The 9,968-nt window shown below is 65.2% G+C and carries 20 protein-coding genes and 1 pseudogene; all 21 read left to right on the plus strand.

What is annotated here, in order from left to right; all coding sequences use genetic code 11:
- Window positions 1-150: pseudogene (tuf, locus tag VD972_RS36995) on the plus strand (elongation factor Tu); the annotation flags it as partial.
- A 184-nt stretch (window positions 151-334) separates the two neighbouring features.
- On the plus strand, window positions 335-643 hold the full coding sequence (gene rpsJ / locus VD972_RS37000) for a 30S ribosomal protein S10 (RefSeq protein ID WP_002614753.1): 309 nt from the start codon (window positions 335-337) through the stop codon (window positions 641-643).
- A 50-nt stretch (window positions 644-693) separates the two neighbouring features.
- Window positions 694-1,317 (plus strand): 50S ribosomal protein L4, encoded by a 624-nt coding sequence (gene rplD / locus VD972_RS37005; RefSeq protein ID WP_324993537.1) that lies wholly within the window; start codon window positions 694-696, stop codon window positions 1,315-1,317.
- On the plus strand, window positions 1,314-1,607 hold the full coding sequence (locus VD972_RS37010; protein WP_324993538.1) for a 50S ribosomal protein L23: 294 nt from the start codon (window positions 1,314-1,316) through the stop codon (window positions 1,605-1,607). The genes rplD and VD972_RS37010 overlap by 4 nt, the downstream gene beginning before the upstream one ends.
- Window positions 1,608-1,646: 39 nt before the next feature.
- Window positions 1,647-2,492 carry a 50S ribosomal protein L2 gene (gene rplB / locus VD972_RS37015; RefSeq protein ID WP_324993539.1) on the plus strand — a complete coding sequence of 282 codons (846 nt, stop codon included), beginning with the start codon at window positions 1,647-1,649 and terminating at the stop codon, window positions 2,490-2,492.
- 22 nt (window positions 2,493-2,514) lie between these two features.
- Window positions 2,515-2,802, plus strand: coding sequence for a 30S ribosomal protein S19 (gene rpsS / locus VD972_RS37020; protein ID WP_324993540.1), 288 nt, complete (start codon window positions 2,515-2,517; stop codon window positions 2,800-2,802).
- Between the two features lie 24 nt (window positions 2,803-2,826).
- Window positions 2,827-3,171 (plus strand): 50S ribosomal protein L22, encoded by a 345-nt coding sequence (rplV, locus tag VD972_RS37025; protein ID WP_044184161.1) that lies wholly within the window; start codon window positions 2,827-2,829, stop codon window positions 3,169-3,171.
- Window positions 3,172-3,207: 36 nt separating this feature from the next.
- The gene (rpsC, locus tag VD972_RS37030) at window positions 3,208-3,870 is read left to right on the plus strand and encodes a 30S ribosomal protein S3 (protein ID WP_324993541.1); all 663 of its coding nucleotides are present in this window, start codon (window positions 3,208-3,210) and stop codon (window positions 3,868-3,870) included.
- A gap of 54 nt (window positions 3,871-3,924) precedes the next feature.
- The gene (gene rplP / locus VD972_RS37035; RefSeq protein ID WP_324993542.1) at window positions 3,925-4,344 is read left to right on the plus strand and encodes a 50S ribosomal protein L16; all 420 of its coding nucleotides are present in this window, start codon (window positions 3,925-3,927) and stop codon (window positions 4,342-4,344) included.
- Window positions 4,345-4,366: 22 nt separating this feature from the next.
- Window positions 4,367-4,579, plus strand: coding sequence for a 50S ribosomal protein L29 (rpmC, locus tag VD972_RS37040; RefSeq protein WP_324993543.1), 213 nt, complete (start codon window positions 4,367-4,369; stop codon window positions 4,577-4,579).
- Window positions 4,580-4,656: 77 nt separating this feature from the next.
- The gene (gene rpsQ / locus VD972_RS37045) at window positions 4,657-4,974 is read left to right on the plus strand and encodes a 30S ribosomal protein S17 (RefSeq protein WP_324993544.1); all 318 of its coding nucleotides are present in this window, start codon (window positions 4,657-4,659) and stop codon (window positions 4,972-4,974) included.
- 100 nt (window positions 4,975-5,074) lie between these two features.
- Window positions 5,075-5,443: a 50S ribosomal protein L14 gene (gene rplN / locus VD972_RS37050; protein ID WP_324993545.1), complete on the plus strand. Its 369-nt coding sequence runs from the start codon at window positions 5,075-5,077 to the stop codon at window positions 5,441-5,443.
- Between the two features lie 38 nt (window positions 5,444-5,481).
- Entirely contained in the window at window positions 5,482-5,811 is a 330-nt protein-coding gene (gene rplX, locus VD972_RS37055) for a 50S ribosomal protein L24 (protein WP_324993546.1), read from the plus strand.
- A 248-nt stretch (window positions 5,812-6,059) separates the two neighbouring features.
- A complete protein-coding gene (gene rplE / locus VD972_RS37060; RefSeq protein WP_324993569.1) occupies window positions 6,060-6,650 on the plus strand; it encodes a 50S ribosomal protein L5 in 591 nt (196 codons plus the stop codon).
- Between the two features lie 21 nt (window positions 6,651-6,671).
- Entirely contained in the window at window positions 6,672-6,857 is a 186-nt protein-coding gene (locus VD972_RS37065; RefSeq protein WP_002614761.1) for a type Z 30S ribosomal protein S14, read from the plus strand.
- 168 nt (window positions 6,858-7,025) lie between these two features.
- Entirely contained in the window at window positions 7,026-7,424 is a 399-nt protein-coding gene (gene rpsH, locus VD972_RS37070; RefSeq protein WP_324993547.1) for a 30S ribosomal protein S8, read from the plus strand.
- 61 nt (window positions 7,425-7,485) lie between these two features.
- Window positions 7,486-8,052: a 50S ribosomal protein L6 gene (rplF, locus tag VD972_RS37075; RefSeq protein ID WP_324993548.1), complete on the plus strand. Its 567-nt coding sequence runs from the start codon at window positions 7,486-7,488 to the stop codon at window positions 8,050-8,052.
- Between the two features lie 108 nt (window positions 8,053-8,160).
- A complete protein-coding gene (gene rplR, locus VD972_RS37080; protein ID WP_324993549.1) occupies window positions 8,161-8,514 on the plus strand; it encodes a 50S ribosomal protein L18 in 354 nt (117 codons plus the stop codon).
- A gap of 23 nt (window positions 8,515-8,537) precedes the next feature.
- Window positions 8,538-9,059 (plus strand): 30S ribosomal protein S5, encoded by a 522-nt coding sequence (gene rpsE / locus VD972_RS37085; protein WP_324993550.1) that lies wholly within the window; start codon window positions 8,538-8,540, stop codon window positions 9,057-9,059.
- A gap of 2 nt (window positions 9,060-9,061) precedes the next feature.
- Complete coding sequence (gene rpmD, locus VD972_RS37090; RefSeq protein WP_324993551.1) at window positions 9,062-9,322, plus strand: 50S ribosomal protein L30; 261 nt, start codon at window positions 9,062-9,064, stop codon at window positions 9,320-9,322.
- 58 nt (window positions 9,323-9,380) lie between these two features.
- Entirely contained in the window at window positions 9,381-9,911 is a 531-nt protein-coding gene (rplO, locus tag VD972_RS37095; RefSeq protein ID WP_324993552.1) for a 50S ribosomal protein L15, read from the plus strand.
- Window positions 9,912-9,968 lie beyond the last annotated feature (57 nt).

Here is a 9,968-nt window from a genome sequence, read left to right on the forward strand (position 1 = left end):
GACAACGTGGAGATGGTGATGCCGGGAGACAACATCGCCATCGAGGTGGAGCTCATCACCCCGGTGGCCATGGAGGCCCAGCTGCGCTTCGCCGTCCGCGAGGGTGGCCGCACGGTGGGCTCCGGCGTCGTGGCGGAAGTGATCGAGTAAGTCGTTCGTCACCACCCCGGCGGCCAGAAAATGGCTCGCCGGGGAAGTGACGGAATAGAGTTGCAACCAGAGGGGTGGGGTGGTAAATGCCGCGCCCCTCGTCTGAAGCACGGCTCTGTGACATCCAGAGGACGTCGGTCGTAACGCCTCCACTGCTAGGGGCCGTCTAAGAGGTTTTTTCGAAATGGCGACAACGAAGATTCGCATCCGGCTGAAGGCGTACGACTCGAAGCTCCTGGACCAGAGTGCCGGGGAGATTGTTGAGACGGCCAAGCGCACGGGCGCCAAGGTGGCCGGTCCGATCCCCCTGCCCACGCGCATCAACAAGTTCACGGTTCTGCGCTCGCCGCACGTGGACAAGAAGAGCCGTGAGCAGTTCGAGATCCGCACGCATAAGCGCTTGCTCGACATCCTCGAGCCCACCCAGCAGACGCTGGATGCGCTGATGAAGCTGGATCTGTCGGCTGGCGTTGACGTGGAGATCAAGTCCTAGGAAGCGGGAGAGGACTGGCGCGGTTCCACTCCGACCCCCGAGGAAATGTCATGGCGAAGTTCAAGGTAATTGACCTGGATGGTAAGCAGGTGTCGGAGATCGAGCTCTCCGACGAAGTGTTCGGCGCCGAGCCGAACCCCCACCTCCTCTATGAGGTGGCGAAGATGCAGCAGATCAACCGGCGTCGCGGCACGGTCGGGGTGAAGAACACCTCGCTCGTCAGCGGCGGTGGCAAGAAGCCCTGGAAGCAGAAGGGTACTGGCCGCGCTCGTCAGGGCTCCATCCGCGCCTCCCACTGGGTGGGCGGTGGCAAGGCCATGGCCCCCAAGTCCCGGGACTACACCTACCGTCCTCCCCGCAAGGTGCGCCGCGGCGCGCTCTGCGCAGCCCTCTCGCTGAGGGCCAAGGAGAACGCCCTGGTGATCCTGGACGGCTTCAAGCTCGACGCCCCGAAGAGCAAGCAGGCCTTCGAGGTGCTCACCAAGCGCCTGAAGCTGGAGAACGCCCTCGTCATCGACGACAAGGGCAACATCAACCTGCACCGCAGCATGCGCAACCTGGCCAAGTTCGACGTGCTGCCGCCCGAGGGTCTCAACCTCGAGTCCGTGCTGCGCCACAAGCAGCTGGTGCTCACCTCCGCGGCCGCGAAGGCCATCCAGGAGGCCTTGTCATGAAGATTCACGAAGTCATCAAGGGTCCGCTTATCACCGAGAAGCTGGACAAGGCCCGCGAGAAGTTCCGCCAGTACTCTTTCATCGTGGACAAGAAGGCCACGAAGATCGATGTGGCTCGTGCGGTCGAGAACCTCTTCAAGGTCTCCGTCGAGGGCGTGCGCACCAACGTCGTCCACGGCAAGGTCAAGCGCGTGGGCCGGAACATCGGCCGGCGCCCCAACTACAAGAAGGCCATCGTCACCCTCAAGGAGGGCGACAAGATCGAGCTCTTCGAGGGGACGACGGCCTAGGCGCACTGCGCTGACCGTTCGAGTCGAGGATAAACCACCATGGGCATCAAGAAGTACAAGCCAACCTCCGCCGCCCGTCGCCTGATGACGGTGTCCGACTTCGCGGACATCACCAAGGACACGCCGGAGAAGAAGCTCACTGCGCCGCTCAAGCGCTCGGGCGGCCGCAACGTTCACGGTCACATCACCCGGCGTCACCAGGGTGGTGGCCACAAGCGCCGCTACCGCGTCATCGACTTCAAGCGCCGGGACAAGGACGGCGTGCCGGCCAAGGTCGCCTCGGTCGAGTACGATCCGAACCGCACCGCCAACATCGCCCTGCTGCACTATGCGGACGGCGAGAAGCGCTACATCCTGGCCCCCGTGGGCCTGACGGTGGGTGACACCCTGTTCGCGGGCCCGAACTCGGACATCCGTCCGGGCAACTGCCTGCCGCTGCTCAACATCCCGGTGGGTACGGTCATTCACAACGTGGAGCTCAAGCCGGGACGCGGCGCCCAGATCATCCGCTCGGCGGGGACCTCTGGTCAGCTGATGGCCAAGGAGGAGCGCTACGCCCAGGTCCGTCTGCCCTCGGGCGCGGTGCGCAAGGTGCTCATCGAGTGCCGCGCCACCGTGGGCCAGCTCGGCAACATCGAGCATGAGATCATCCGCATGGGCAAGGCGGGCAAGAGCCGCTGGCTGGGCATCCGGCCCACCGTCCGCGGCCTGGCCATGAACCCTGTGGACCACCCGCACGGTGGTGGTGAGGGTAAGTCCGGCCAGGGTAACCCGCACCCGGTGTCGCCGTGGGGCAAGAAGACCAAGGGCCTCACCACTCGCACCAACAAGCGGACCGACAAGTTCATCGTGAGCAAGCGCCGGCAGGGACCGCGCAGCCAGTAGCTCGTAGCCCAAGGATCCTGAAATGGCTCGTTCGATCAAGAAGGGACCGTTCGTCGACGATCATCTCCTCAAGAAGGTGGAGGATATGATCAAGACGAACCAGAAGAAGGTCGTGAAGACGTGGTCGCGGCGCTCCACCATCCTGCCGGAGTTCGTCGGTCACACCTTTGCGGTTCACAACGGGAAGAAGTTCGTCCCGGTCTTCGTGACGGAGAACATGGTCGGTCACAAGCTCGGTGAGTTCGCGCCGACTCGGACCTTCGGTGGGCACTCGGCGGAGAAGAAGGTCGCCAAGGGCCCCGGTAAGTAAGCCGGACCGATCTAGGAGATGACGATGGAGTCCACTGCACATCTGCGCTACGTCCGCATGTCGCCCCGGAAGCTCTCCACGGTGGCTGCGCTCATCAGGGGCAAGCCCGTTGAGGCTGCCCTGAACATCCTCAAGTTCACCCCCCGCGCGGCGGCCGCCCCGGTGGCCAAGCTCATCAAGAGCGCCGTGGCCAACGCGACGGACAAGTCCAAGGGCCAGGTCGACGTGGACACGCTCTACGTGAAGACCATCTCCGTGGACCAGGCCCCCACCCAGCGCCGGTACATGCCGCGCGCCATGGGGCGGGCCACGCGCATCAACAAGAAGAGCGCTCACGTTCACGTGGTGCTCGCCGAGGCCAAGAAGTAGCCCTCCGGGCCTTCAAACGATTCAAGGAGAAGCACGTTGGGACAGAAAGTTCATCCGATCGGGTTCCGCCTCGGCGTCATCAAGACCTGGGACAGCAAGTGGTTCGAGCACAAGAACTACGCCCAGTGGCTGCATGAGGACATCCGCATCCGCGAGTTCGTGAAGAAGTCGCTCAACCACGCGGGCGTCTCCAAGGTGGAGATCGAGCGCGCGGCCAACAAGGTCAAGGTCAACGTCCACACCGCGCGTCCGGGTATCGTCATCGGCAAGCGCGGCGCGGGCATCGAGACGGTGAAGAAGGACCTGCAGCAGTTCACCAAGAACGAGGTCTTCCTCAACATCGTCGAGGTCCGCAAGGCCGAGATCGACGCGCAGCTGGTGGCTGAGAACATCGCCACCCAGCTCGAGCGCCGCATCGCCTTCCGCCGCGCCATGAAGAAGGCGCTGCAGACGGCCATGAAGTTCGGCGCCAAGGGCATCCGCATCGCCTGCTCCGGCCGCCTGGGTGGCGCGGAGATGGCGCGCTACGAGTGGTACCGCGAGGGTCGCGTGCCCCTGCACACCCTGCGCGCCGACATCGACTACGGCTTCGCCGAGGCCAAGACGACCTACGGCAAGATCGGCTGCAAGGTCTGGATCTGCCGCGGCGAGGTTCTGCCGGGCAAGGGCGGCCAGGCCCCGATGCCCTCCAACCGCTAGCTTGAGCTCCCCGGGGCGCCACCGGCGCCCCTTCGGGGATGAAGGACACCGACGATGCTTCAGCCTGCACGTACCAAGTACCGCAAGATGCACAAGGGCCGCAATCCGGGTAAGGCCCACCGCGGCAGCGACCTCACCTATGGTGAGTACGGCCTCATGTCCCTGCAGCCCGGGTGGATCACCTCGCGCCAGATCGAGGCGGCCCGTATCGCGATGACCCGCCACGTGAAGCGCGGCGGCAAGATCTGGATCCGGATCTTCCCGGACAAGCCCATCACGAAGAAGCCCGCCGAGACCCGTATGGGTACCGGTAAGGGAGGCGTGGAGTACTACGTGGCCGTGGTGAAGCCGGGCCGCATCCTCTACGAGATGGAGGGCATGACGCCCGAGGTGGCCACCAGCGCGCTCAAGCTCGCGCAGGCCAAGCTGCCTGTCCTCACCAAGATTGTGACCCGCAGCGAGCTGTCGATCTAGCCGCTGGGGCAGGAGACTGAAGATGGCGACTGCGAAGGAATTGAGAGAGTTGTCGGCGGAGGACCTGCAGCGGCGCGCGGAGGAGTTGCGCGGCACGCTGTTCCAGGACCAGCTGAGCATGCGGACGGGCAACCTGGACAGCCCGTCCCAGCGCGCCCAGCACCGCAAGGACCTGGCCCGTATCCTCACCGTGCTGACGGAGAAGAAGCGGTCCCCTGAGAACACGGATAAGTAGCTTCAAGGTGTCCCCTGTGAAGGGGGTGCCACCACCGGGACGTCCCGGGGAACACTGATTGACAGGCGAGATTCACGATGGCTGAAGAGACCCAGACCACCTCCGCTCCCGAGACCCCCTCCCGTGGCCGTCCCAAGACGCGCGTGGGGATCGTCACCTCGAACAAGATGCAGAAGACGGTGGTCGTCACCGTCTCGCGCCGAGCGCCGCACGCCAAGTACGGCAAGATCCTGAACATGCGCGAGAAGTACAAGGCGCATGTCGAGGATCACGACTACCCCAAGAAGATCACCATCAACGAGGGTGATCGCGTCCGCATCGCCGAGACCAAGCCGGCCTCGAAGGACAAGCGGTGGCGGGTGGTCGAGGTGATCGAGAAGAGCAAGAACGTCTGAGCCAGGTGGCCCCGCGGCCCCTGGGCGCGGGCGGCTCGAGCCGCATGGCTCCGCCCTCACCGGGTGGGGGCTGCCGTAGGACCTTAGAGGAGACTTCCAGATGATTCAGATGACGAGCGTGCTCGACGTGGCCGACAACTCGGGCGCCAAGAAGGTGTTCTGCATCAAGGTGCTCGGTGGCTCGAAGCGCAAGTATGCGTCCATTGGCGACGTGATTGTCGTGTCGATCCGCGAGGCACTTCCCAACTCGAAGGTGAAGAAGGGCGACGTGGCCAAGGCCGTCATCGTCCGCACCAAGACCGAGGTGGGCCGTCCAGACGGCAGCTACATCCGGTTCGATGGCAACTCCGCCGTCCTCATCAACAAGGACATGGAGCCCATCGGCACGCGCATCTTTGGCCCCGTGGCCCGTGAGCTGCGCGCCCGCAAGTTCATGAAGATCATCTCGCTCGCGCCTGAGGTTCTCTAGGCCGTCCGGCCCGCCGGCGAGCAGCAAGAGAGGAAGCCATGCAGAAGCTCAAGGTTGGAGACACCGTGCAGGTCATCTCGGGCGCCGAGCGCTCGGAGAAGACCCCTGCCAGCAAGCGCGGCAAGGTGCTGAAGATTGACCACGAGGCGGGTCGCGTCACGGTGGAGGGGCTGCGGATGGTCAAGCGCCACCTCAAGAAGACGGCGCAGGCCCCTGAGGGCGGCATCATCGAGAAGGTGGGGACCATCGCCCTCTCGGACGTCCAGGTGGTGTGCGCCAAGTGCGACAAGCCGACCCGGGTGGGTGTCCGGGCGGACGGGGACGCGAAGAAGCGGTTCTGCAAGAACTGCGACGCCCTGATTGACTAGGTAACCGGGTTCGGGCATGTATGCGCGCCCTTTGGCCACCCAAGGCCAGAGGTGGGCAGGCAGGCGTACACGAGGGCCCGAAGTGTTGGGGCCCTCTCGGTGTTTCTGAGATTCCAGATGTACTGATCGGGGCCCTGGGTCCACGACGGCGCTCCGAAGCAGAGGACTGAAAAATGGCTGATGAGAAGAAGGCCGACCAGGCCGAGAAGAAGGAAAAGAAGGAAAAGAAGGGCCGCAAGAAGGAGGAGATGAAGAAGGCGGGCTTTGCGGCCAACATCGAGGAAGGCCTCGAGGCGAAGCCGGCGCGGCTGAAGCTGCGCTACCGCAAGGAGGGCGTGCCCGCGCTGATGAAGGAGCTGGGCCTGAAGAACCCCTTCCAGGCGCCGCGGCTCGAGAAGATCGTCGTCAACATGGGTCTGGGCGAGGCGCTCGCCAACAACAAGATCCTGGAGTCCGCGGTGGACCAGCTGGCTGCCATCACGGGCCAGAAGCCCGTGGTGACGCGCGCTCGCAAGTCGATCGCGAACTTCAAGCTGCGCCAGGGCCAGGCCATCGGCTGCGCCGTCACCCTGCGCGGCGACCGGATGTACGAGTTCCTGGACCGCCTGGTCTCCGTGGCGCTGCCGCGCGTGCGTGACTTCAAGGGCGTGTCCCCCAAGGCGTTCGACGGGAATGGTAACTACACGCTCGGTGTGCGCGAGCAGATCATCTTCCCTGAGATCAACTACGACCAGATCGAGAAGGTGAAGGGGCTCAACATCAGCTTCGTCACCACCGCGCGCAACGACGAGCAGGGGCTGGCGCTGATGCGTCACTTCGGCCTGCCGTTCCGCCAGTAACTCCCAAGGAATCCAAGCTCCATGGCCAAGCTCTCCAAGATCGCCCAGGCGAAGCGCAAGCCGAAGTTCTCGGTGCGCAAGTACAACCGCTGCCCGCTGTGTGGCCGGCCGCGCGCGTTCCTCCGCAAGTTCCAGATGTGCCGCATCTGCCTGCGCCTGCGGGCGCTGCGCGGTGAGATCACCGGCGTCACCAAGTCGTCCTGGTAGCCGGAAGAGGGTGCCCGGGGGCTGTGTTGCCCGGGTTTCCTGGTGCCGCTCGAGGCGCCGAAACGTCAGAGCAGTGCGATCGTGGCGAACCCCCGGGATGGGCCCGGCAGGCGCAGCGGTCGAAATCGCGGGGTGCCTTGCAGCTCCCCGCTCGGAAGGTCGTCACCCATGCCGGTCAATGATCCTGTCGGCGACATGCTGACCCGCCTGCGCAACGCCTCGCGTGCGCGGCACGACAAGGTCGTCATTCCCCACTCGAAGCTCAAGGTCGAGATCATCCGCGTCCTGAAGGACGAGGGCTACGTCGGGGAGTACACCATCCACGAGCGCCAGCCGCAGAGCGAGATCTCCGTCCAGCTGAAGTACGGGCCGGATCGGAGCTCCGCCATCACCGGCATCCGCCGCATCTCCAAGCCGGGCCTGCGCCGCTACGTCCCCATGCGTGACATCCCCCGCGTTCTCAATGGAATGGGCATCGCCGTGTTGTCCACGTCCAAGGGCGTCCTGTCCGACAGCGAGGCGCGCAAGCAGAACCTCGGCGGCGAGCTGCTCTGCACCGTCTACTAGCCAGCCGCCTGGCGCCGCGACCTGAGAGGGGCGCGCTCCGGGCAGACCTTACGAGGCCATCATGAGTCGCATTGGAAAACTGCCGATCAAGCTGGGCGACAAGACGAAGGCGGTCATCGCCGGCAAGAAGGTCAACTTCGAAGGCCCAAAGGGCAAGCTGTCCGTGAACCTCCCCGCGAAGGTGAAGGTGGAGATCAAGGACGGCAACGTGCTGGTGGCCCGCGAGGACGACTCGCGCGAGGCCCGCAGCCTGCACGGCCTGGCCCGCACCATCCTGGCCAACGCGGCCCAGGGCGTGAGCAAGGGCTTCGAGCGCCGCCTGAGCATCCGCGGCGTCGGCTTCCGCGCCGAGGTCAAGGGCAAGAGCGTCCAGTTCTCGCTCGGCTACTCGCACCCGGTGATCTTCAACCTCCCGGAGGGTGTGACGGCCGAGGTGGACAAGACGCCTCGCACCGAGGAGAGCCTGCCCACGGTGGATCTCACCCTGCGCTCGGCGGACAAGGAGGCCCTGGGGGCCGCCGCCGTGAAGATCCGCGCGCTCCGCCCGCCCGAGCCGTATAAGGGCAAGGGCATCAAGTACGCGGAGGAGCGGGTCCGCCGTAAGGAAGGCAAGACCGGAACGACTTAATCGTCGTCCTCCGTGCCCTGAACGTTCAACTCCGCGGGCTCCTGAAGGGGCTCACGATCATCCGGCGGCGGAAGGCCTCATCACCGCCGGAAGGAAAAGGAAGCAGCCATGGCCACTGTCGATCCGCGCATCAAGAGGAAGAACCGCATCCGCAAGAAGCTCTCGGGGACCACCGAGCGCCCGCGGCTCACCGTCTACAAGAGCCTCAAGCACATCTATGCCCAGGTGGTGGATGACTCCTCGGGCAAGACGGTGGCCTACGCCTCGTCTCTCTCCAAGGAGCTCAAGGGCCAGGACGAGGGCGACAAGAAGGCGGACGCCAAGCGCGTGGGCAAGCTCATCGCCGAGAAGTGCAAGGCGGTCAACATCGGGGCGGTGGTGTTTGACCGCAACGGCTTCCCTTATCACGGGCGCATCGCCGCCGTGGCTGACGCCGCGCGCGAGGCCGGGCTGAAGTTCTAGAATTTCGAAAGGAAGCATTCCAAGTGGCAACTCCGATCAATCCGAACGACCTGGACCTCACCGATCGCGTGGTGAATATCAACCGCGTGGCCAAGGTGGTGAAGGGTGGCCGCCGGTTCTCCTTCGCTGCCCTGGTGGTGGTGGGAGACGGCAACGGCCACGTAGGTGTGGGCCTGGGCAAGGCCAACGAGGTCCCCGAGGCCATCCGCAAGGGTGGCGAGAATGCGAAGAAGAACCTCTTCCGCGTGCCGCTGCTGGGACACACCATCCCGCATGAGGTGCTCGGGCACTTCGGCGCAGGGTGGGTGCTGCTCAAGCCGGCCAGCCCGGGTACGGGCGTCATCGCCGGTGGCGCGGTGCGCGCGGTCCTCGAGGCGGCGGGTGTCCGCAACATCCTGACCAAGAGCCAGGGCTCGCGCAACCCCCACAACGTGCTGAAGGCCACCGTGGCAGGCCTGAAGCGGCTGCGCTCGGCCGAGCAGATCTCCCGGCTGCGTGGCAAGGACGTCGAGTCGGCGAAGCTGGCCGGAGAGGCGAGGACCTAGTCATGGCGCTCAAGGTCAAGCTGGTGAAGAGCTTCTCGGGCTCCTCCAAGGAGATGGTGGACACCATCAAGGGGCTCGGGCTGAAGAAGTTCGGCCAGGAGCGGCTGCTGAAGGACACGCCGTCCAACCGGGGCCTGGTGTTCAAGGTGAAGCACCTGGTCTCCAGCGAAGTGGTGAGCCAGGAGGCTCCGGCGCCCAAGCGCCGCAAGCCGCGCAAGATCGCCGTCCGTGACCGGGCGCGCGCCCAGGCGGCCAAGAGCTAACACGGACTCATTCCGCGGAGCTCCGTGAAGCGGGGCTGTCGCGCTCGAGGACTCGAAGATGTCGACGACTCTCAACAACCTGAAGCGGCCGCACAACTCGTGGCACCGCAAGAAGCGCGTGGGCCGTGGCCAGGGCAGCGGCCTGGGCAAGACGGCGGGCCGTGGTGGCAAGGGCCAGAAGGCTCGTTCCGGCAACATGCGGTTCGAGGGCTTCGAGGGTGGCCAGAGCCCCCTTCAGCGCCGGCTGCCGAAGTTCGGCTTCAACCCGCCCAACCGCATCATCTACGCGGTGGTGAACCTGTCGGACCTGGAGCACGCGTTCGATGCGGGCACCACGGTGGACGAGGCTGCGCTCAAGGGCAAGGGCCTGGTCAAGGGCCGCCACGACGGCGTGAAGGTGCTGGGCCAGGGCGAGCTCTCCAAGAAGCTCACGGTTCGGGTGCACAAGCTCTCCGAGAAGGCCCGCGAGGCCATCGCGAAGGCGGGCGGCACGGTGGAGCTGCTCCCGCTGGTGGCCCACAAGCCCGAGTCCGCTTCCAAGGCGCACGCGGGCAAGGGCGTCAAGGCCCCCAAGCAGCCAAACGCCTAGCCGTGCCGGTCGCGCTTCACTTTGGGTGGTGCGCGCCGGTTCGCTTGTGTAGGCTCA

This window comes from Hyalangium sp. (assembly GCF_035629615.1).
GTDB lineage: Bacteria > Myxococcota > Myxococcia > Myxococcales > Myxococcaceae > Hyalangium.

Bases quoted from the DNA above. Each gene is read 5' to 3' on its own strand.
- rpsJ (WP_002614753.1), top strand. From the start codon at position 335: ATGGCGACAACGAAGATTCGCATCCGGCTGAAGGCGTACGACTCGAAG.
- rplD (WP_324993537.1), top strand. From the start codon at position 694: ATGGCGAAGTTCAAGGTAATTGACCTGGATGGTAAGCAGGTGTCGGAG.
- VD972_RS37010 (WP_324993538.1), top strand. From the start codon at position 1,314: ATGAAGATTCACGAAGTCATCAAGGGTCCGCTTATCACCGAGAAGCTG.
- rplB (WP_324993539.1), top strand. From the start codon at position 1,647: ATGGGCATCAAGAAGTACAAGCCAACCTCCGCCGCCCGTCGCCTGATG.
- rpsS (WP_324993540.1), top strand. From the start codon at position 2,515: ATGGCTCGTTCGATCAAGAAGGGACCGTTCGTCGACGATCATCTCCTC.
- rplV (WP_044184161.1), top strand. From the start codon at position 2,827: ATGGAGTCCACTGCACATCTGCGCTACGTCCGCATGTCGCCCCGGAAG.
- rplP (WP_324993542.1), top strand. From the start codon at position 3,925: ATGCTTCAGCCTGCACGTACCAAGTACCGCAAGATGCACAAGGGCCGC.
- rpmC (WP_324993543.1), top strand. From the start codon at position 4,367: ATGGCGACTGCGAAGGAATTGAGAGAGTTGTCGGCGGAGGACCTGCAG.
- rpsQ (WP_324993544.1), top strand. From the start codon at position 4,657: ATGGCTGAAGAGACCCAGACCACCTCCGCTCCCGAGACCCCCTCCCGT.
- rplN (WP_324993545.1), top strand. From the start codon at position 5,075: ATGATTCAGATGACGAGCGTGCTCGACGTGGCCGACAACTCGGGCGCC.
- rplX (WP_324993546.1), top strand. From the start codon at position 5,482: ATGCAGAAGCTCAAGGTTGGAGACACCGTGCAGGTCATCTCGGGCGCC.
- rplE (WP_324993569.1), top strand. From the start codon at position 6,060: ATGAAGAAGGCGGGCTTTGCGGCCAACATCGAGGAAGGCCTCGAGGCG.
- VD972_RS37065 (WP_002614761.1), top strand. From the start codon at position 6,672: ATGGCCAAGCTCTCCAAGATCGCCCAGGCGAAGCGCAAGCCGAAGTTC.
- rpsH (WP_324993547.1), top strand. From the start codon at position 7,026: ATGCCGGTCAATGATCCTGTCGGCGACATGCTGACCCGCCTGCGCAAC.
- rplF (WP_324993548.1), top strand. From the start codon at position 7,486: ATGAGTCGCATTGGAAAACTGCCGATCAAGCTGGGCGACAAGACGAAG.
- rplR (WP_324993549.1), top strand. From the start codon at position 8,161: ATGGCCACTGTCGATCCGCGCATCAAGAGGAAGAACCGCATCCGCAAG.
- rpmD (WP_324993551.1), top strand. From the start codon at position 9,062: ATGGCGCTCAAGGTCAAGCTGGTGAAGAGCTTCTCGGGCTCCTCCAAG.
- rplO (WP_324993552.1), top strand. From the start codon at position 9,381: ATGTCGACGACTCTCAACAACCTGAAGCGGCCGCACAACTCGTGGCAC.